General features: G+C 44.7%; 15 protein-coding genes and 1 tRNA gene. 7 read left to right on the top strand and 9 right to left on the bottom strand.

From position 1 onward, the window contains the following. Positions 1-92: 92 nt before the first annotated feature. From AB4329_RS12700 to nspC, 4 genes are all read left to right on the top strand, one after another. Positions 93-168, top strand: a tRNA-Gly gene (locus AB4329_RS12700). Positions 169-1,027: 859 nt separating this feature from the next. After that, positions 1,028-3,979, top strand: a complete 2,952-nt coding sequence (locus AB4329_RS12695) for a pyridoxal phosphate-dependent class III aminotransferase (RefSeq protein WP_372138474.1) — start codon at positions 1,028-1,030, stop codon at positions 3,977-3,979. An 8-nt stretch (positions 3,980-3,987) separates the two neighbouring features. After that, positions 3,988-5,241 carry a carboxynorspermidine synthase gene (locus tag AB4329_RS12690; protein ID WP_372138472.1) on the top strand — a complete coding sequence of 418 codons (1,254 nt, stop codon included), beginning with the start codon at positions 3,988-3,990 and terminating at the stop codon, positions 5,239-5,241. A gap of 199 nt (positions 5,242-5,440) precedes the next feature. Beyond that, complete coding sequence (nspC, locus tag AB4329_RS12685; protein ID WP_102333645.1) at positions 5,441-6,580, top strand: carboxynorspermidine decarboxylase; 1,140 nt, start codon at positions 5,441-5,443, stop codon at positions 6,578-6,580. A 73-nt stretch (positions 6,581-6,653) separates the two neighbouring features. Here the strand turns inward: nspC and AB4329_RS12680 are convergent, their stop codons facing one another. Together AB4329_RS12680 and AB4329_RS12675 are read right to left on the bottom strand one after the other, a co-directional pair. Then, the gene (locus AB4329_RS12680; RefSeq protein ID WP_017061000.1) at positions 6,654-7,166 is read right to left on the bottom strand and encodes a glycine cleavage system protein R; all 513 of its coding nucleotides are present in this window, start codon (positions 7,164-7,166) and stop codon (positions 6,654-6,656) included. Positions 7,167-7,433: 267 nt separating this feature from the next. Next, positions 7,434-8,342, bottom strand: coding sequence for a DUF3943 domain-containing protein (locus tag AB4329_RS12675; RefSeq protein ID WP_017069173.1), 909 nt, complete (start codon positions 8,340-8,342; stop codon positions 7,434-7,436). 212 nt (positions 8,343-8,554) lie between these two features. Here AB4329_RS12675 and AB4329_RS12670 point away from each other — a divergent pair, with 212 nt between their 5' ends. Then, positions 8,555-9,793, top strand: coding sequence for a CinA family nicotinamide mononucleotide deamidase-related protein (locus AB4329_RS12670; RefSeq protein ID WP_017069172.1), 1,239 nt, complete (start codon positions 8,555-8,557; stop codon positions 9,791-9,793). Between the two features lie 174 nt (positions 9,794-9,967). On the opposite strand, the gene AB4329_RS12665 is transcribed toward AB4329_RS12670, so the two are convergent. The 3 genes from AB4329_RS12665 to AB4329_RS12655 are packed head-to-tail and all read right to left on the bottom strand — an operon-like array spanning position 9,968 to position 13,885. Beyond that, positions 9,968-10,813: a dimethyl sulfoxide reductase anchor subunit family protein gene (locus AB4329_RS12665; RefSeq protein WP_372138470.1), complete on the bottom strand. Its 846-nt coding sequence runs from the start codon at positions 10,811-10,813 to the stop codon at positions 9,968-9,970. Between the two features lies 1 nt (position 10,814). Next, entirely contained in the window at positions 10,815-11,435 is a 621-nt protein-coding gene (locus tag AB4329_RS12660; protein WP_004733360.1) for a DMSO/selenate family reductase complex B subunit, read from the bottom strand. Between the two features lie 11 nt (positions 11,436-11,446). Further along, positions 11,447-13,885 (bottom strand): DmsA/YnfE/YnfF family dimethyl sulfoxide reductase, encoded by a 2,439-nt coding sequence (locus AB4329_RS12655; protein ID WP_017060996.1) that lies wholly within the window; start codon positions 13,883-13,885, stop codon positions 11,447-11,449. Positions 13,886-14,083: 198 nt separating this feature from the next. Here AB4329_RS12655 and AB4329_RS12650 point away from each other — a divergent pair, with 198 nt between their 5' ends. Together AB4329_RS12650 and napF are read left to right on the top strand one after the other, a co-directional pair. Next, positions 14,084-14,650, top strand: coding sequence for a molecular chaperone (locus AB4329_RS12650; protein ID WP_017060995.1), 567 nt, complete (start codon positions 14,084-14,086; stop codon positions 14,648-14,650). Beyond that, positions 14,650-15,165 carry a ferredoxin-type protein NapF gene (napF, locus tag AB4329_RS12645; protein WP_137001113.1) on the top strand — a complete coding sequence of 172 codons (516 nt, stop codon included), beginning with the start codon at positions 14,650-14,652 and terminating at the stop codon, positions 15,163-15,165. The genes AB4329_RS12650 and napF overlap by 1 nt, the downstream gene beginning before the upstream one ends. Positions 15,166-15,337: 172 nt before the next feature. On the opposite strand, the gene yfaE is transcribed toward napF, so the two are convergent. The 4 genes from yfaE to ubiG all read right to left on the bottom strand — a co-directional run bounded on the left by yfaE (position 15,338) and on the right by ubiG (position 20,387). Further along, positions 15,338-15,616: a class I ribonucleotide reductase maintenance protein YfaE gene (gene yfaE / locus AB4329_RS12640; protein WP_137001112.1), complete on the bottom strand. Its 279-nt coding sequence runs from the start codon at positions 15,614-15,616 to the stop codon at positions 15,338-15,340. Beyond that, entirely contained in the window at positions 15,616-16,749 is a 1,134-nt protein-coding gene (gene nrdB, locus AB4329_RS12635; protein ID WP_017063554.1) for a class Ia ribonucleoside-diphosphate reductase subunit beta, read from the bottom strand. The genes yfaE and nrdB overlap by 1 nt, the downstream gene beginning before the upstream one ends. A gap of 103 nt (positions 16,750-16,852) precedes the next feature. Next, positions 16,853-19,135, bottom strand: coding sequence for a class 1a ribonucleoside-diphosphate reductase subunit alpha (gene nrdA, locus AB4329_RS12630; RefSeq protein ID WP_017060992.1), 2,283 nt, complete (start codon positions 19,133-19,135; stop codon positions 16,853-16,855). Positions 19,136-19,643: 508 nt separating this feature from the next. Then, positions 19,644-20,387: a bifunctional 2-polyprenyl-6-hydroxyphenol methylase/3-demethylubiquinol 3-O-methyltransferase UbiG gene (gene ubiG / locus AB4329_RS12625; RefSeq protein ID WP_017063556.1), complete on the bottom strand. Its 744-nt coding sequence runs from the start codon at positions 20,385-20,387 to the stop codon at positions 19,644-19,646. Between the last annotated feature and the right edge of the window lie 147 nt (positions 20,388-20,534).

The following is a 20,534-nucleotide window of genomic DNA, read 5'->3' as shown; positions in this document are numbered from 1 at the left end:
AGGGATTTAAAATCCCTCGGCGTTCGCGCTGTGCCGGTTCAAGTCCGGCCCGGGGCACCATCTATTAAAGTCTTTATCTCGATAAAGCAAATGCGATACTAGCTCAGTTGGTAGAGCGCAACCTTGCCAAGGTTGAGGTCATCGGTTCGAACCCGATGTATCGCTCCAAATTAAGAAGCCCGAACAGAAATGTTCGGGCTTTTTGGTTTCTGACGTTTAGCTTTTACGTTTAAGAACTCTTCTTGTTCGAATCCGCACTCAACATTCATTTCTATCTCTGTTTCAAATTTTGCAATCAAGTTAGTTTTTAAAAGCGAGATTCCCTATGAACTCGTTCCTCGTGCTAGGGAATGACGGAAAGACGCCATGACCTAAAAGCTTCTCTAGCAACGTTTATAACCCCACGTCGTCATCCTCGGGTATGAGGAACGAATGAACCGGGGATCTCTTTCCCAAACGATAGTGTGACGATATTTACAGCAATTGCTTAGCCACCGCTGCTATTTATCAAGCTATTACTAAAAACTATTGATCGTTCATTTCACTTTATGTTACTTTCCCGCGCAATCTCGGAATGAAAATGTTCAAGAAGAGCAACGATTGCTTCTGGGGGATACGCGTAGTGACCATTCTTGCTGATTGGGACATTACGTAGGGTAGGTATTGGCTAGTCCTTTAGCTGATAGACGGGATACTTATGGCGCAGTTCGTCATGTTAATGGGAAACCCAACATTGAACACACTAATTACAACATTGCTAATCAGCTCTGCATTTCCAAAGGGACCAGCTCCTCATAGCTGCCCGATCCTGCAAAAATGTCCAATTCTTCAAAACAGTAGCATTACTGAACCTTGAGCTCACGCTAACAATTTATCGCTGTCTTAAGACGGCTTAATTTCGTATTCGTCATTTGACTTATGCGAGCGTACAGCTATATCTCATTTCTAGACAATACGTGTACTTCACTATGAACTCTTTCCAAATTTAACGAGAGTTGGTGGGTAATTGCGTCTGATGGAGGTGAGTATGAACACATTCAAGGGGACTTTTATGACTACCGCCTTTGAAGTCGATATCAATACTATCGCAAATTCATTTTCAACTATGGTTCCTATCTTAGAGGGAACGTACGACCTAACACCTGACGCTATTTTGCTAGAGCAAGAACAGCATGAGTCGGATGTTCGCTCTTACCCAAGACGCCTGCCTATTGCTATTAAACGAGCATGTGGCGCTTTAGTTGAAGATACTCGTGGCCAACTCTTTCTCGATTGCTTAGCCGGTGCAGGTACACTTTCTCTGGGTTACAACCACCCTGAGATTAACCAAGCACTTAAAGACCAACTCGATTCTGGTTTGCCATACCAAACACTTGATATCACGACTCAAGCAAAAGAGACGTTTATCAAGCGAGTTAAAGCTTTTCTTCCTCAAGACTTTTCAAATAACTCGGTTCTTCAATTCTGTGGCCCATCTGGCGCTGACGCTGTGGAAGCGGCGATCAAGCTCGCCAAGCAAACCACAGGTCGCAACACCATGTTTGCTTTCCGTGGTGCTTACCATGGTATGACGAACGGCACCATGGGTATGATGGGTAACCTCGGCACTAAAGAGCGTCGTAGCGGCTTGATGTCTGATGTGCACTTCATGCCTTTCCCATACAACCTACGCTGCCCGTTTGGTATTGGTGGTGAAGCGGGTGCTAACGCGAGCATTCGTTACATCGAACGTATGTTGAATGATGACGAGTCTGGCATCATGAAACCGGCGGCGATGATCGTTGAGCCTGTGCAAGGTGAGGGCGGTGTGATTCCTGCTCCAGCATCTTGGTTACAAGGCCTACGTCGCATCTGTGATGAGCACGGCATCCTACTGATTTTTGATGAGATTCAGTGTGGTGTGGGCAAAACTGGCCATCGATTTGCGTTTGAAGAGTCTGGTGTTAATCCAGATATCTTATGTTTATCTAAAGCGATTGGTGGCGGACTGCCTATGTCGCTGCTTGTGTTCGATAAGAGCATTGATACATGGAAAGCGGGTGAGCACACCGGTACATTCCGTGGTAACCAATTAGCAATGGTCTCTGGCGCTAAGGCGTTGGAGATCATCGAACGAGATGGCTTAGTTGAGCACGCGAACATCGCAGGCCAATATTTACGTCACGGGCTTGAGAAGATTCAATCACGCGTTAGCTGTATTGCTGAAGTTCGTGGTAAAGGCCTGATGCTCGGTGCTGAGATCAAACAACCAAATGGTGAGCTTAACAAGTTTGGCGAACCACAATCAGACGGCGAACTAACCCTAGCGATTCAACGAGCAGCGTTAGAGCGTGGCTTGATGGTTGAAAAGGGTGGTCGTGATGGCTCGGTAATTCGTTTCCTTCCGCCAATGATTATCTCTTTTGAGCAGATTGACTTTGCACTCCGCGTAATGGAAGAAGCGATCATCGCAGCTGGTGGTGGCTTACAACAAGACCCAACTTCAAGCGAACAAGCAAACCAAGAATGGAACAAGCATTTCATCCATACAGGTTTAGGCGGTAGCGACGAATTTGCTAACGTGATGAACCAAACCACTCAAGCGATGAAAGCGGTTTTTGAACAGGTTGAAACCCCTTATTCGGGTTTAGATCCAAAAGTGCTAGAAGCAGCTATCAATGCTGTCGACCTTGATAACAATCAACACGCTTTGGTTGATGTTGTAGATAGTACTGCAGACCTTGTCGCTGCAAACTCCATCTTCGTGCAACACCCAGATTGCATTGCACACCTTCACACTCCTCCTCTTATGGCTTCGGTAGCAGCGGAATCGATTATCGCGGCGTTGAATCAATCAATGGATTCATGGGACCAAGCATCGGCTGCGACTTATGTTGAGCAGCGCGTTGTGGATTGGATGTGTGACAAATACCAACTTGGCGCACAAGCTGACGGTGTTTTCACTAGCGGAGGCACGCAAAGTAACCTAATGGGTTTATTGCTTGCGAGAGACTGGGTCGCGGATAAGCACAATGGTCATTCTATCCAAAAGCTAGGCTTACCAGAATACGCGAGCAAGCTGCGTATCTTATGTTCAAAGAAATCTCACTTCACGGTTCAGAAGTCAGCCTCTCTACTAGGGCTAGGCGAAGCGGCAGTGTGCTGTGTTGACACCAATGCAAACGGCACTATCAAACCTGACTTGCTAGACGCAGAAGTGAAAGCGCTTAAAGCACAAGGATTGATTCCTTTTGCTGTTGTCGGTACTGCGGGTACGACCGATCACGGTGCTATTGATAACCTTGAAGCGATTGCTGACATCGCCAACCAACAAGATCTTTGGTTCCATGTCGACAGTGCTTACGGTGGCGCGCTTATCTTAAGTAGCCATAAAGCTCGCCTGAAAGGCATCGAGAAAGCGGATTCAGTTAGCGTTGATTTCCACAAGTTGTTCTTCCAAACAATCAGCTGTGGTGCTGTGTTGCTGAAAGACAAAGCGAACTTTAAGTTCCTACTGCATCACGCAGACTACTTGAATCGCGAGCACGATGAGCTGCCAAATCTTGTCGATAAGTCTATTGCGACCACCAAGCGTTTTGATGCATTGAAAGTCTTCATGACGATGCAAAGCGTTGGGCCAAAGCAGTTGGGTGATATGTACGATCATCTCCTAGAGCAGACGCTTCAAGTTGCAGACCTGATTCAGAAGCATGACGATTTTGAACTGCTTGCTGAGCCGTCACTGTCTACTGTGCTGTTCCGATCGGTGCCTCGCAATGGGCAATCAGCAAACGGTGAGCTAGATTTAGACAAACTGAATCAAACGTTAAGACTGGAAGCTTTGACTCGTGGTGTTGCCGTGCTTGGCGAAACGGTCGTGGATGGTAAGAGTGCGCTTAAATTCACTATCTTGAATCCGTGCCTAAAGACATCAGATTTCAAATCTCTAATTAACAAAATTCAAACTCTAGCCACTGAGCTAGCAGAACAACAAGGGTAATTAATACTATGGCTATTCTACAAATTGGTGCAGGCGGCGTTGGTTGGGTTGTTGCACACAAAGCAGCACAAAATAACGAAGTACTGGGTGATATCACAATCGCTTCTCGCACAATCGCGAAGTGTGAAAAAATCATCGAATCTATCAAGGGCAAAAACAACCTTAAAGATTCAACTAAGAAACTAGAAGCACGTTCAGTAGACGCTGATGATGTTGATGCGCTTGTTGCTTTGATTAAAGAAGTTCAGCCGGATCTAGTGATCAACGCTGGTCCTCCTTGGGTAAACATGGCAATCATGGAAGCATGTTACCAATCTAAAGTTTCTTATTTAGATACATCGGTAGCGGTTGACCTATGCTCTGAAGGCCAACAAGTACCACAAGCTTACGATTGGCAGTGGGGCTACCGTGAGAAGTTCGCTGAAGCAGGCATCACAGGTATTCTTGGTGCTGGTTTCGATCCAGGTGTGGTATCAATCTTTGCTTCATACGCGGTTAAGCACTTGTTCGATGAGATTGACTCAATTGATGTAATGGATGTGAATGCTGGTGACCACGGCAAGAAGTTTGCGACAAACTTTGACCCAGAAACCAACATGCTTGAGATCCAAGGCGATTCTTTCTACTGGGAAAATGAAGAGTGGAAACAAGTACCTTGTCACTCTCGTATGCTTGAGTTTGAATTCCCGAACTGTGGTTCTCACAAAGTTTACTCAATGGCGCACGATGAAGTTCGTTCAATGAAAGAGTTCATCCCAGCTAAGCGTATCGAATTTTGGATGGGCTTTGGTGATGCATACTTGAACTACTTCAACTGCATGCGTGATATCGGTCTTCTTAGTCCAGATCCGCTAACACTGCACGATGGTACTGTGGTTCAGCCTCTGCATGTTCTTAAAGCACTACTACCGGATCCAACATCTCTAGCTCCGGGTTACACTGGTTTAACGTGTATCGGTACTTGGGTTCAAGGTAAGAAAGATGGTAAAGAGCGTAGCGTATTCATCTACAATAACGCAGACCACGAAGTGGCTTACGAAGACGTAGAGCACCAAGCGATCTCTTACACAACTGGTGTTCCAGCGATTACCGCTGCACTTCAGTTCTTCCGTGGCGAATGGGCTGATAAAGGCGTGTTCAACATGGAACAGTTAAATCCAGATCCGTTCCTAGCAACTATGCCGGAAATTGGTCTAGATTGGCATGTTCAAGAGCTTGAAGCAGGCCAAGGTCTTCCAGTGATTCATGAGCTGAAAAAATAAGAACTGATTTCTTGTTTTGATTGCTAATTAAAGGGGACATGGATTGTTCCCTTTTCGATGATGATAGCCTTGAAGCTTTGGTATCATTTATTTTGATTTTGTAACTCACTGCGCTCGGACAGGACAAAATCAAAATAAATCACACCAAAATTGTTAATTTACCTTTCCATCTATAGATGCTGCTTGAGTGTTTACAAAAATGACGTTTAAGAAAGAAGAACTAAAAACCCCATATTTCATGATCAACGAAGACAAGTTGATTGCGAACTTAGAAAAAGCCAAGCAACTGAAAGAGATTTCAGGTGTGAAATTGGTACTTGCGCTTAAGTGCTTCTCGACTTGGGGCGTGTTTGACATCATCAAACCGTACCTAGACGGTACTACTAGTTCTGGCCCTTATGAAGTGAAATTAGGTCACGAAACTTTTGGCGGTGAAACTCATGCTTACAGTGTGGGCTACAGTGAAGATGACGTGAGAGAGGTTGCTGACATCTGCGACAAGATGATCTTCAACTCTCAAAGCCAACTTGCTGCTTACCGTCATATTGTTGAAGGTAAAGCTTCACTGGGTTTACGTTTAAATCCGGGCGTGAGCTACGCAGGGCAAGACTTGGCGAATCCAGCACGTCAATTCTCGCGTTTGGGCGTGCAAGCTGACCACATCAAACCAGAAATTTTCGATGAGATTAATGGTGTGATGTTCCACATGAACTGTGAGAACAAAGACGTCGATGCGTTTATCGGCCTGCTTGATTCAATCTCAGAACAGTTTGGTGAGCACTTAGATAAGTTGGACTGGGTGAGCATGGGCGGAGGTGTGTTCTTCACATGGCCTGGCTATGACATCGAAAAACTCGGTCTTGCGCTGAAAGCCTTCTCTGAAAAGCACGGTGTGCAGATGTATCTTGAGCCGGGTGAAGCGATCATCACTAAAACAACCGACCTAGTTGTGACAGTGGTCGATATTGTTGAGAACGTGAAGAAAACAGCGATTGTGGATTCAGCGACTGAGGCGCACCGCCTTGACACGCTTATCTACAATGAGCCCGCATCAGTATTGGAAGCATCAGAAACAGGCAGCCATGACTACGTGATTGGTTCGTGTTCATGTCTTGCGGGCGATCAGTTCTGCGAAGCGAGCTTTGATGAGCCACTTAAGATTGGTCAAAAGCTGCATCTGTTAGACAGCGCGGGTTACACAATGGTGAAATTGAACTGGTTCAATGGCCTTAAAATGCCTTCAATCTACTGTGAACGTAGCAGTGGTGATGTTCAGAAGCTAAATGAATTCGGCTATGAAGACTTCAAACGCTCATTATCACAATGGTCAGTTAAGTAACTGAATCACAAGTTCAGAGCAATACAAAGAGCAGCTAATGAGCTGCTCTTTTTTGTTCTTTAATTTTGTTTATTTAGCTTTCAATCATCACACGAGTATCTTCACTGAGCGTTTCGAGTTCATTAACTACGTCGTCGATCTGTACTTCGATTGGCAGCTTAACGGCGATTTTTGATGTGAATAGACTTGAGCTAACACCGCCGCCACCAGCGATAAAGACGCGGTGACAATCCATATCGAGAATACTGATTCCTTGTCTATCCAATACATGAGTCACTTCGTTGACGATACCTGCTCGGTCGTTAGAGTCGAGTCTCAAGTGATGGACCGTGTCTTGAACATTGTGTGTATGATCGGAATCGACAAACTGCACGATGAGATCTGGATTGGCGCTGAACGCTTCTTTTACAATCGATTCGTTGATGGCTGGAAGTTGAACCTTTAGTACGCCTGCGACTTGGTCTTCAATAAAGTTCACTTTACTGATGAGCCATTTGCCGTCGTTTTCGTGAGTAACCGCAGCAAGCTGTTTGATTGTTGCTGGTGATGCTTTTCCGATAAAGTTTACGATAAATGTACTGTTCATATCAGCCCCCAAGGTTTCAATTATTCTTTGCTAATTAAATGTTTGATATCACGCGATAAAGTTCTTTAATTTCAGTGTAGAAGGTTACATCGAACAATGTTTGACCTAGGTCAATTTTTGAAACTAAGCTTCGATGCAAAAAAAGAGAATGAAGAGTAGGGCACAAAAAAAGCGGCTAGAGAGCCGCTTTTTAGAAGAGTTGTCACTGTGATTGATGATTCAGCAACTTATACTCAATAACTTATATTGAGTAGTACTAGAGACGAATTAGAACGTTACTTTGAAGTTCATACCAACAAACTGAGAGTCGTATGGTGCGCCAGCATCGTAAGCAAAACGTGCAGCGTCTTGGTTATCCCACCAAGGGTTAGTATTCAGGTTAACTTCTGCATCACCGCCCCATGCGTCACTTACCCAGTAGTGAATGTGTCCAACAGGGTTAAGGAAGAATAGCGACACATCACCCATGGTTTGAGAGCCCATCACTTCGCCACCTGAAGCAATGATATCCTGCTCTGCTTCTAGCATCATTTCACCGACAACCGCACCGAAGAAAGGTGTGATGAAGAGATCTTGCCATGAAGGTACTTCTGCAAACGCTTCTACGCCGTATTCCCAGAAGAACGTCGACATAGTCCAAGAGTATAAGAATGACTCAAACTCGTCGTAACCTGCGTGTCGAGCTGCGGTGTAGTAAACACCACCGAAATATGGGTGCATTACGTAGTTTAGGAAGTGTTCGTCACGGTCCCATGTTGGACCAGCAGAAACGTTATCTTTCCACTTTTTACCTAATGAGCTGATATCACGTTGGTCATCATCCCACTTAGTAATACTTTCAGGGAGCAGAGTCATTAGACCCACTGTCGCGACACTCAAGCCAAGAATGGTGTAGGTTTGACCCATTAGGTAATCCCAATCTTTCTCCTGACTCACCAACATGTGTTTTGGTTGTTGGATTGAGAAGTCGTACTCATCACTCGATTCGCTCAGTGCGTAATTGGTACTAGGCTTGTAGGTGTACAAGTTGTCATTAAAACAGTAATCTTGAGCACATTCATCCGAGTAAGAAAGGTTGATTGGCTGGTCGAAGTCGTATTGGCTTGCAACCGAGTTAACTGACATTAGCATTGAAAATGCGGCAGTAACCTTTGCTAGTAACGGTGATTTGGCCACAAGGGTCTCCATGAGAAAGTTTGGAATTGATCAGGGTCACAATTATCTATTAAATGCCTGATTTAGGGAACTAATAATTTTTATAGCTTTTCCTAAGAAAACCTTAGGTTTAACATTATTAATATTAGTGAAAAGGCGAATTGCTCCAAATTCAACCATAGACCAGTTTGTAAATAATGCAGTGTCTTTTTATGACAACAAGGGATAGAAATATGACGAAAATCGCAATGTTAAGCACAGGTGAAGAAGTTCTTCATGGAGACATTGTAGATACAAACGCAGCTTGGATGTCTGCTGAGTTTTATCAGCATGGTTTTGCGCTTGCTAAGCGCTCAACTGTGGGTGATCAAATGAATGCTCTTGTTGAAGAACTGCTGATGCTGAGCTTTAACTATGATGTGGTTATCGTTAATGGTGGTTTAGGCCCGACAACCGATGATATGAGTGCTGCCGCCGCTGCAGCTGCTTCCGAGCAGAAACTCGTCATGTTCCCTGAATGGCTTGCTCGTATGGAAGAGATGTTCTCTGGACGTGGCATGCCAATGCCAGACAGCAACCTTAAACAAGCTTTGTTACCTGCGAGTTCAGAGATTGTCGATAACCCTGTGGGGACGGCTTGTGGCTTCAAACTGAAAATTAACGATGCGACTTTCTATTTCACGCCGGGTGTACCAAGTGAATTCAAGCGCATGGTGACGTTTGAGATTCTTCCTGACTTGTCGTGTACCTACCCTCAAGTGGTTGCCTCTGAATGCAGTCGACTGTTTACGTTTGGTTTGTCTGAGTCCGGTATCTCTGATGTTTTGGATCAACTAAAGCTGCCAGAAGGTTATGAACTTGGTTATCGCTCTTATCTGCCGTTCATTGAGGTCAAACTGTTTGGTCCTAAGGCAGACTTAGAAACTCGCGTTAAGCTTCTGCAGATGGTTTACAAGCTGCTAGAGAGTAATGTCGTTAGTGTTGATGAGCCGATGATTGACCATATTGGACACATCATGGCGGAAAAAAAGAAGACGTTATCTGTGTCTGAAGTGTCGACCAAAGGTTCACTGTCAGCGTGGCTGCAATTGAATGAGCAGATAGAAGATTGCTTCGGACACTCATGGGTGATGGCTGAGCCAAAAGAGAGCGAACTTGAAAAGAGCGATCCATTAGCCGCGACCTTTGCGCTGGCTGGAGCAACAAGAGATAAGTGCGGAACTGAATTGGCTTTGGTGACTGGTAAGCTGGAAGGCAACACATTCAGCGTTGCATTGTCGACTGAAGCAGGCGAGTGGGGGCAGGTACTTGAGTTTTATCGTCAGTACTCGCGTGAAGACCAACGCAACGTGATTAAGACCGTTGCCGCCGATATGCTGAGAAGGCATTTAGATAACAAACCGATGTTTGGTACTTATTCTTCGGTTAAGCGATTAAAAGACATGTTTATTCCAGCGGCTATCATTAAGTAGCTATGTAAGCTAACGATGTAAGCGAACTCGCTAAGTCTGTATTAAAAACGCTAGAAAAAACGAAATAAAAAGGCCCAACATCTAAATAGGTGTTGGGCCTTTTGTTTATCTAGCCTTCTAGATAACCAAACAAGCAGCGATGTTTACACGCAACTCATGTCTGTAAGAACTCGATTACAAACCGCTTGTCATATGTAGGCTGTAGAACAAACCACGGCCGATTAACTCTGAAGCCAAGAACAATACTAGTGCTAAGCCAAGGTTAACTGGGTTCACTTTTGCTTTGTTCAGCATCGGTAGAATCCAAACTAGCAAGCTTGCCATCAGCAGTGCCACTTGAAGAATCACATAGCTGCCTAAACCGTCAACCAACTCAGACGCTTTAGCTACTGAAGTTTGGATGTCACCGATTAGGTTCAGTTTTCCTACTGTCACAATCAAGCTAATAGCAACAGCGATAACAGCCAACATGGTGATGTTACGGTCAACCGTAAAGCGGCTGTCGTTTGCGAATACAATCACGAACTGAGATAACAGCAAGCCACCCACAACCATCGTCATGATGAAGCTCAGTGGTGTGTAGATGTTGTCCCACGTCGGTACTGTGTTGATCATGTATACGTTGATCATCGCGTACATGAAGATAACACCCAGTACCATCGCGCCAACCATCAGTGCTTTCTGGATAGCAACGCCACCTTTCTTGACTACCGACAGTAACCATTGCAGGCCACCGACAGCGAAGAATGCCGCACCGAAGAACACTTCGTTAGACAACCAAGCCGAACCTAGCTGATTAAAAGCGTTAAACGCGCGCAGTGGAGAGCCAAGGTGCGTTGTCGAGAACATGAAGCCAAGACCCATCAGTACCCATAGGATAAACATTGGAACCTTGTAGCTGTTCAGCTTCTCTTCGTCATGACCAAGTACCAGTGCACGTGCGCCAATCAGTAAGTAACCACCAACCGCAGTTTGCGCCAGCACCGTAAAGAAGATTAAAGACCACTCATGAAAAATCATCTTACACCTCCTTCGGGTTTGCTAGGTGACCGCTGGTATCGCCAGTCGGCTTCGCGTTTTTGTTCAGCTTAATCACGATGTTTGGTAGCGTTTCTGTTGAAGATGGCAGTGGAGCCACATCCGCACCAGAGCCGTACTTCTCGCGAAGTGTATTGATTTCACCAAACTCCAATGCACGAAGTGGGCAAGACTCAACACAGATAGGCTGTTTGCCTTCAGAAACACGTTGGTAACAACCATCGCATTTCGTCATATGACCTTTCTTAGCATTGTATTGTGGTGCGCCGTAAGGACACGCATTGCTACAGTGCTGACAACCAATACATACGCTCTCATCAACCACAACCAAACCGTCTTCATCACGTTTGTGCATTGCGCCCGAAGGACACACTTTCACACACGCTGGGTTAGTACAGTGGTTACAAGCGATAGATAGGTAGTAAGAAAAGACATCTTTCTGAACCCAGGTATCACCATCTTGAGTGAAGCCACCACCGGCATATTCGTATACGCGACGGTAGTTCGTTTTGATGTCTAGATCGTTATAATCTTTACAAGCAAGCTGACAGGTTTTACAACCCGTGCATTTACTTGAATCAATGTAAAAGCCGTATTGTTTCATTCCAACCTACCTTATGCTTTCTTTAGCGCTTTGATTTGAACTAGGTTTGTATGCTGAGGGTTACCCTTAGCAAGTGGGCTCGGGCGCTGAGTCGTCAGCACGTTGATAGAGCCTGCATGGTCGATCTTCTGACCATCTGGTGCGTACCATGCACCTTCGCCTAGTGCGACAACTCGAGGAAGAATCCTAGGTGTCACTTTCGCTGGAATATGTACTTCGCCACGGTCGTTGAAAATACTCACCATGTCGCCGCTTTCAATACCACGTTCTTTTGCATCGATTGGGTTGATCCACAACTCTTGCGGTGCTGCTGCTTTGATTTCTGCAACGTTGCCGTAAGTCGAGTGAGTACGAGCCTTGTAGTGGAAACCGGTTAGCTGAAGTGGGTACTTCTCTGCTAGTGGGTCGTTATGACCTTCGAAAGAGTCCGCGTAAATCGGAAGTGGGTGAATCACTTCGTCTTCTTTCAGCTTCCAAGTCTTCGCGATATCAGCCAGTTGCTCTGAGTAGATCTCGATCTTGCCACTTGGTGTGGTCAGTGGGTTCGCTTCAGGATCTTTACGGAAATCTTCATAAGCGATGTAGTGGTGGTCGTAGCTACGTTTGTAGATACCCAGCTCTTTCATCTCTTCGAAGGTTGGCAGTGTTGGATCGTTCTTACGAGTTTCTGCGTAAAGGTGCTCAATCCATTGCTCTTGAGTACGGCCTTCGGTGAACTCTTTTTCTACGCCCATTCGTTTCGCAAGCTGAGTACACATCTCGTAGATAGATTTCGCTTCAAACTGAGGCTCAATCGCTTTCTGCGCGTAGATGAAGTAAGGCATGTTCGCCGCTTTACCGTCCATACACCAGTCGTCTTGCTCAGACGTTGTTAAGTCTGGCAGGATGATATCGGCGTACTTCGCTGAAGACGTCATATGGTTATCAACCACGACAATCATTTCACACGCACTTTCATCTTGAAGAATCGCGTGAGTCTTGTTGATGTCTGAGTGTTGGTTAATGATGCAGTTACCTGCGTAGTTCCAGATCATCTTGATTGGGTTCTTAAGGCGCTCTGCACCGCGAACACCATCAGTGATGTCGGTCATTTCATGGTGACGGTAAATCGCGTCTGTCCACATGAACATTGAAATAGACGTTTCAACTGGGTTTGGCACAGTAGGGAAGCGGACAAATGGAATGTTGATGTCGCTTTCACGAGCGCCTGTTGAACCGCCTGATACGCCCACAGAGCCAGTGAGCAGTGACAGCATCGCGATTGCACGACACGCTAGTTCACCGTTCGCAGTGCGTTGTAAGCCCCAACCTTGGTGAATCGCACATGGTTTCGCTGTGCCCATTTCACGGCCAAGCTTAACGATGGTGTCAACTGGAATACCCGTGATCTTAGAAGCCCATTCTGGTGTCTTCTCTACGCCATCTTCACCTAAACCTAGGATGTAAGATTTGTAGTCGCTGTTTTTAGGCGCTGATGCAGGAAGGGTCTTCTCATCGTAACCGACACAGTATTTGTCTAGGAACGGTTGGTCGACAAGGTCTTCAGTGATCATCACGTGTGCAAGACCCGCTACCAATGCCGCATCTGTAGAAGGACGAATTGGGATCCATTGATCTTCACGGCCACCGGCAGTATCGGTGTAGCGAGGGTCGATGATGATCGTTCTTGCGTTTGATTTGTTTTTGCTTTCAACGTAGTGGTGGATCTGGCCGCCACCAGACATACGTGTCTCAGCAGGGTTGTTACCAAACTGAATGTTAAGTTTAGTGTTCTCTAAATCAGAGAAAGAGTTGTTGTTTGCCCAACCGCCGTAGGTGTAGCTCAAGCCTTTCGTGATTTGCGCTGTTGAGTAGTCACCGTAATGGTTTAAGTAACCACCACTTAGGTTCATTAGACGAGCAATCAGCGTTTGAGCTGGTGGCCAAGATTTAGTAACCGTGCCGCCCAGCGTACCTGTACCGTAGTTTAGGTAGATAGTGTCGTTACCGTAGTCTTTGATAAGGCGTTGCATGGTGCCAGCGACTTCATCATAAGCCTCTTCCCAGCTAATACGCTTAAACTTACCTTCACCACGTTTACCCACACGTTTCATTGGGTACTTTAGGCGATCTGGGTTATAAACACGGCGGCGCATCGAGCGACCACGTAGACACGCACGAACTTGGTGATGACCGTATTCGTCAGTGCCTGTGTTGTCTGTTTCTACGTATTTGATTTCACCGTTTTGTACATGCATACGCAGTGGGCAGCGAGAGCCACAGTTTACTGTACATGCACTCCATACGATTTTCTCATCCACATTTTCAGCAACTGCAGCCGCTACTGGTTTGGATTTGAAAGGTAATGCAATACCGCCCGCAAGTGCAGCTGCACTACCTACTGCAGAGGAAGCTTTCATGAAGCCTCTTCGAGTAAGATTCATTACCCCAGATTCTTTCTTATTCGTCATTCTAAGATGCCTTTTGCTATTGATAGCGAGCACTTTATAGGTAGTTTGTTCTTTATGTATTTATTTCGAATTATTGATTGATTGGCATCAAATAAGTGTGGAATTTAAAGTTTATGAATTGAATGTATAAAATAGATCAAAGAATGAAATGAGTTAATTAATATAATTATCTTTAAACCTATAACGGTATAAATAATAATGATTATCGATACGCATAAATTGTTGGGTTCGCTATTTTATCAAGCGACAAGTAAAGAACAGTTAATCACCATTGTCGAAGCTTTGGTTGAGAGCGAAGTACTCTCTGAAGAATGCTTGCAGGCATTAAGAAGCGAAGACGAAGATGCGCTCGCAGCAGAGTTCAGCCGCCTGTTTGAAGGCGTTGGAGACATGCCAGCTCCGCCTTGGGGTTCTGTGTACCTAGATAAAGACCGCGTTGTGTTTGGTGCTTCTACGGTTGAGTATCGCCAGTTTTTAGAATTGAATCAGATTGAATTAGACACTGGGTTAAGAGAGCCGGAAGATCAATTTGGTTTAATGTTATTCGCTCATGCGTATTTGTTAGAAAATAATAATATTAATTCAGCCGGTGAATTGCTTGAGGGTCACTTATTAACTTGGTCTTCTGTTTATTTAGAAAAACTAAATAAAGCATCAGAGTTATCTTTTTATAAAAAGCTATCGGTTGATGTAATAGATTGGTTTAAGTACTTAATATCTGAATATAATTTAAACGTTGCTACTAAAAAGTTATATATCGACTAATGTCTGAACAAATAAATTCAAATAGACGCGGTTTCTTAACTCGACTTTCTAAACCGGTTAAAGCAGCCGCGAATTATGAAGAGATATCACAGCGCTTGCATGCAAGACCGCCAAGAGCGGTCGATGAGGTGCTGTTTGAGCGTCTTTGCGACGGTTGTGGATTGTGTGAACAATCGTGTCCAAATAGCGTTATTGAGATGCTAGAGGGCAGTGCGCTGCTGAATTTGGATTACAACAGTTGTTCTATGTGTAACAAATGCACTGAAGTGTGTCCGACCGACGCACTTCATCCAACGGTCACGCCTTATATCGACCTCAAGCCGAGCTTTGCGGATAGCTGCAATAATTACATGCAAATGGACTGTTCAGCATGCCAAACGGCGTGTTCAGCTGGTGCAATACACATCGAAGTAGGAGAGTTGCCTACAGTGGACAAAGATAAGTGTAACGGCTGTGGAGAGTGCCGAAGCGCTTGTTATATTGGCTCTGTGACTCTTAACCTGACTCAGCAATAAACGTTTGGCTTTGTATGACACAAGCCAACAGGAAGATTTGGTTAAGTGATAGACGAGTCGCTTTAGATACCTAAAGACATAAATAGAAAAGGGTCCGCATTCCTAAAGGAAGCGGACCCTTTTTTGATTCTTATTGACGATATTCGAACAAAGTGACCTAAAGCCAGCTGGCTTATGCGCGTTTTTGCTTGTTTCTATGAATAACGTTACTCAGCGATAGCTCAGTCTTTGCTTTACAGATACAAGGCAATATCTCATTACTTTGCGTGTAAGCCATAGCAAAACCAACGTACTCGACCTCACCAGAATCCAACGTGCAGCGGCAAGCGCCACAGTGACCATCTCGGCAGTTGTATTCTGGCTCTAACCCAGCTTGTTCCATTGTTTCCAACAGAGTGTTTGAAGGGTTAGATTCAATTGAAGTCAGTTTGTTGATTTTGATTGTTGGCATTACAGCTCAAATCCTTCAAAGTCGTCAGCTTTTACTTCGTTGTCGATTTGGCCAACTAGGTAAGAACTGATTTCTGCTTCTTGTGGAGCAACTTGAACGTTATCTGAAGACAACCAAGCGTTGATCCATGGAATTGGGTTCGACGTTGCTGCTGGGTAAGCCGTACCTAGGCCAACAGCCTGCATACGGATGTTGGTAATGTACTCAACGTATTGGCAAAGAATGTCTTTGTTCAGACCAATCATAGAGCCATCTTTGAATAGGTATTCTGCCCACTCTTTCTCTTGCTCAGCCGCTTCTTTGAATAGGTCGAAACACTCTTGCTTACACTCTTCAGCGATCTGCATGAATTCAAAATCATCTTGACCATTGCGTAGCAAGTTGATCATGTGCTGTGTACCAGTAAGGTGAAGGGCTTCATCACGAGCGATTAGCTTGATGATCTTCGCGTTACCTTCCATTAGCTCACGCTCAGCGAATGCAAATGAACATGCGAAACTTACGTAGAAACGAATCGCTTCTAGTGCGTTTACAGACATTAGACATAGGTAAAGTTTCTTCTTCAGGTCGTGAAGTGAAATCTTAACGTCTTCGCCGTTGATGCTGTGGTTGCCTTCACCGTAGCGGTGGTAGTCAGCCGTTAGCTTGATTAGGTCGTCGTAGTAGAAAGCGATGTCTTTAGCACGCTTCAGAATCTCTTCATTTTCAACGATGTCGTCGAATACTACGCCTGGATCATTCACGATGTTACGGATGATGTGCGTGTAAGAACGAGAGTGAATCGTTTCAGAGAAAGACCAAGTTTCAATCCAAGTTTCAACTTCTGGTAGAGATACCAATGGAAGTAGGGCAACGTTAGGGCTGCGGCCTTGGATTGAATCTAGAAGCGTTTGGTACTTCAAGTTAGAGATGAAGATGTGCTTTTCATGCTCAGGAAGCTTGTTGTAGTCGATACGGTCGCTAGACACGTCTACTTCTTCTGGACGCCAGAAGAAAGAAAGCTGCTTCTCGATAAGCTTTTCGAAGATTTCGAATTTCTGTTGGTCGTAACGTGCAACGTTTACCGACTGACCCAAGAACATTGGTTCTTTTAGTTGGTCATTTTTTTGCTGAGAAAAAGTACTGTAAGCCATAAATGCCTCAAATCCTTTAAAGACCCGTAATAAAACGGACCCTGTTAATGCTTTAAACCCAGAGAAGATAACTCTTCTCTGGGGTCTTAATGTTTATTGCGGTTTAGATCTTACAACCGCCGCCTTCACAATCTTCTTCCGGCACTTGAACTGCATCGCCTTGGTCGTCTTTAGCACCATCACGAGTGTTATGGTAGTAAAGCGTCTTAACACCGTACTTGTACGCTGTTAGTAGGTCTTGAAGCAGCTTCTTCATTGGTACTTTACCGCTGTCGTAAACACTTGGGTCATAGTTAGTGTTTGCAGAGATAGCTTGGTCAACGAATTTTTGCATGATACCCACTAGGTGTAGGTAACCGTCGTTAGAACCAATGTTCCAAAGTAGCTCGTAGTTCTCTTTAAGATTTAGGAAATCTGGAACCACTTGCTTAAGGATGCCGTCTTTCGATGCTTTCACTGATACGTAACCACGTGGTGGCTCGATACCGTTAGTCGCGTTCGAGATTTGAGACGATGTCTCAGAAGGCATAAGCGCTGTTAGCGTAGAGTTACGCAGACCGTGCTCCATGATCTCTTCACGTAGAGAATCCCAATCGTAGTGCAGTGGCTCTTCACAGACTAAGTCGATATCTTTTTTGTAAGTATCGATTGGCAGTAGGCCTTTCGCGTAGTTGGTCTCGTGGAAAGATGGGCAACGGCCTTGCTCTTTCGCTAGTTCAACAGATGCTTTTAGCAAGTGGTATTGAATTGCTTCAAAAGTACGGTGAGTCAGGCCATTCGCGCTGCCATCAGAGTACTTAACACCATTCTTCGCTAGGTAGTATGCGTAGTTGATTACACCTACACCTAAAGTACGACGGTTCATTGTCGACTTGTATGCAGCTGGAAGCGGGTAGTCTTGGTAATCAAGCAGTGCATCTAGAGCACGAACAACCAGCTCAGAAAGCTCTGCTAGGTCGTCCAGTTCATTGATTGCGCCAAGGTTGAATGCTGAAAGCGTACATAGTGCAATTTCGCCTTCGTCATCTTCTACGTTAGAAAGTGGCTTAGTAGGAAGCGCGATTTCTAGACATAGGTTCGATTGACGAACAGGCGCTACTTCAGAATCAAACGGGCTGTGTGTATTACAGTGGTCAACGTTCTGAATGTAGATACGACCAGTAGAAGCACGCTCTTGCATTAGCAGAGAGAAAAGCTCAACGGCTTTAACCGTTTCACGCTTCACTGAAGGATCGTTTTCGTACTTAACGTATAGCTCTTCAAAACGGTCTTGGTTTTCGAAGAACGCATCGTAAAGGCCAGGTACGTCTGAAGGTGAGAACAGGCTGATGTTGCCACCCTGAACTAGGCGAGAATACATAAGCTTGTTCAGCTGTACGCCGTAATCCATGTGACGAACTCGGTTCTCTTCAACGCCGCGGTTGTTTTTCAGTACTAATAGAGACTGAACTTCACCGTGCCATAGTGGGTAGAATACCGTTGCTGCACCGCCACGAACACCACCTTGAGAACAACATTTTACTGCTGTTTGGAAGTATTTGTAGAAAGGGATACAGCCTGTGTGGAACGCTTCACCATTACGGATTTCAGAACCAAGTGCACGGATACGACCTGCGTTGATACCAATACCAGCACGTTGAGATACGTAACGAACAATTGAGCTTGCTGTCGCGTTGATTGAATCAAGGCTGTCACCACACTCGATCAGTACACAAGAACTGAATTGACGAGTAGGCGTACGTACACCAGACATGATCGGTGTAGGTAGAGAAATCTTAAACGTAGACGATGCGTCGTAAAAACGTTTGATGTAGTCAAGACGAGTCGATTTCGGGTATTTAGCGAATAGACACGCAGCAACTAAAATGTAAAGGAACTGAGCACTCTCGTAGATTTCTTTCGTTACACGGTTTTGCACGAAGTATTTACCTTCGAGCTGCTTAACCGCTGCGTAAGAGAAGTCTAAGTCACGTTTGTGGTCGATGTACTCGTCAAGCTCTTCGAATTCAGCTTTCGTGTAATCTTCCATAAGGTGGCTATCGTATTTACCCATATCAACCAGTTTTGCAACGTGGTCATACAGTGCAGGCGGCTCGTATTCGCCGTACGCTTTTTTACGTAGGTGGAATACAGACAGACGTGCTGCTAGATATTGGTAATCAGGAGTCTCTTCAGAGATTAAATCCGCTGCTGACTTGATGATAGTTTCATGAATGTCAGTAGTGGTGATGCCATCGTAAAACTGAATGTGAGCTTTCAATTCTACTTGTGATACAGAAACATTGTGCAAGCCTTCAGCTGCCCATGTAATCACGCGATGGATCTTCTCTAGATCGATCGTTTCTTTGCGCCCGTTACGCTTGGTAACAGTAAGTTGTTGGTTCATTCTGCTTAATTTCCCTAACAAAACTGAACAAGGCCGTGTTTTTGTGTATTTCTGTGTAATTTTTGTAAATTACGTTTCGGCTTTGTGATCTTGGTCTACCCATACATTGTAGTTCAAACACAACATATAGGGGTCATTTGTTTGTTGGGTTACAAGATAGTGCTACAACTGATATTTTTCAAGGTAAAGAAATGGGGTTGCTTGTGGATAAGTGGTGGATTGAAAAAAAACTGTAAGTGACCACTAACTGATGAGGTTATATGTGACTTGATTGTATAAAAGTCGGCTTTTAATGATGCTTTATTTTTGCACGCCCATAAAAAAAAATTCCTTGATCTTTGGCCAAAATGGGCGATTGATTTTAGGCGATTAAATTTAAATCGAGGTGGTCAAAATGGAAGCTAGCGCACGAAATTTAGACTGAAAAAAGTCGCAAAGTTATGGTAATTGCAACTCTTTTCATTCGTCTTTTTTACAAAAGGTTTTACGGTAGGGCTACCGATATTTTTTAGCCAAAGTTTTGCGTGTGGACGATGTAGTTTACGTCTACATTTGTGCCTAAACGATAAGTGTCCGTAAGAGGATTGTAGTGCAGCCCTGTAATCCCTAGTTCTTGCAGCGGAGTGTTATCGACCATCTTGATAAGTTCTGCAGGGCGAATGAACTTCTCGTGCTCATGAGTGCCCTCAGGAACAATCTTAAGTAGCTTTTCTGCACCAACAATAGCGAACAGGTAAGATTTGAAGTTACGGTTCAAGGTAGAGAAGAACACGTGACCACCCGGTTTCACTAATTTTGAACATGCACTAATCACAGATTGTGGATCAGGAACGTGCTCTAGCATTTCCATACATGTCACCACATCGTAAGTTTGTGGATTCTGTTCTGCATGGTCTTCGATGGTGCTCTGGATGTAATCGAGCTTGGTGCCAGTTTCCAATGCGTGAAGACGTGCCACTTCTAGCGGTTCTTTACCCATATCTAGGCCAGTGACTACTGCGCCCTCAACAGCCATGCTTTCAGCCAAAATGCCGCCACCGCAGCCAACATCGAGGACTTTCTTACCAAATAAACCTTCGGTCTTTTCTAGCACGTAATTTAGGCGCAGTGGGTTGATTTGATGTAGAGGCTTAAACTCGCCTTCCAGATCCCACCAGCGCGACGCCATATCTTCGAATTTTTTGATTTCTGCTGGGTCTACGTTCTGTGATTTAGTCATAATCGGCATTTCCAAGTTAAATAATGCATCCATGAAATTGCAGGCATTATAACTTGCCTTTTCGCTCTGACCAGAAGATCTACAATTTTGCTAGTTTATTGGATGTAAAGTGACCATGTTTCAGCAAGATATGATGCGGAGGTGCAATTTCTCATCAATTGATTGGCTACAAGGGTCACA

The organism is Vibrio sp. 10N.261.54.A5 (assembly GCF_041471145.1).
Taxonomy (GTDB): Bacteria; Pseudomonadota; Gammaproteobacteria; order Enterobacterales; family Vibrionaceae; genus Vibrio; species Vibrio crassostreae_C.
Note: the sequence above shows the minus strand (reverse complement) of the source record. Positions and strands in the feature narration are given on the sequence as shown.

Bases quoted from the DNA above. Each gene is read 5' to 3' on its own strand.
- nspC (WP_102333645.1), top strand. From the start codon at position 5,441: ATGACGTTTAAGAAAGAAGAACTAAAAACCCCATATTTCATGATCAAC.
- napF (WP_137001113.1), top strand. From the start codon at position 14,650: ATGTCTGAACAAATAAATTCAAATAGACGCGGTTTCTTAACTCGACTT.
- AB4329_RS12670 (WP_017069172.1), top strand. From the start codon at position 8,555: ATGACGAAAATCGCAATGTTAAGCACAGGTGAAGAAGTTCTTCATGGA.
- AB4329_RS12665 (WP_372138470.1), bottom strand. From the start codon at position 10,813: ATGATTTTTCATGAGTGGTCTTTAATCTTCTTTACGGTGCTGGCGCAA.
- ubiG (WP_017063556.1), bottom strand. From the start codon at position 20,387: ATGGATGCATTATTTAACTTGGAAATGCCGATTATGACTAAATCACAG.
- nrdA (WP_017060992.1), bottom strand. From the start codon at position 19,135: ATGAACCAACAACTTACTGTTACCAAGCGTAACGGGCGCAAAGAAACG.
- AB4329_RS12695 (WP_372138474.1), top strand. From the start codon at position 1,028: ATGAACACATTCAAGGGGACTTTTATGACTACCGCCTTTGAAGTCGAT.
- AB4329_RS12650 (WP_017060995.1), top strand. From the start codon at position 14,084: ATGATTATCGATACGCATAAATTGTTGGGTTCGCTATTTTATCAAGCG.
- yfaE (WP_137001112.1), bottom strand. From the start codon at position 15,616: ATGCCAACAATCAAAATCAACAAACTGACTTCAATTGAATCTAACCCT.
- nrdB (WP_017063554.1), bottom strand. From the start codon at position 16,749: ATGGCTTACAGTACTTTTTCTCAGCAAAAAAATGACCAACTAAAAGAA.
- AB4329_RS12690 (WP_372138472.1), top strand. From the start codon at position 3,988: ATGGCTATTCTACAAATTGGTGCAGGCGGCGTTGGTTGGGTTGTTGCA.
- AB4329_RS12660 (WP_004733360.1), bottom strand. From the start codon at position 11,435: ATGAAACAATACGGCTTTTACATTGATTCAAGTAAATGCACGGGTTGT.
- AB4329_RS12680 (WP_017061000.1), bottom strand. From the start codon at position 7,166: ATGAACAGTACATTTATCGTAAACTTTATCGGAAAAGCATCACCAGCA.
- AB4329_RS12655 (WP_017060996.1), bottom strand. From the start codon at position 13,885: ATGACGAATAAGAAAGAATCTGGGGTAATGAATCTTACTCGAAGAGGC.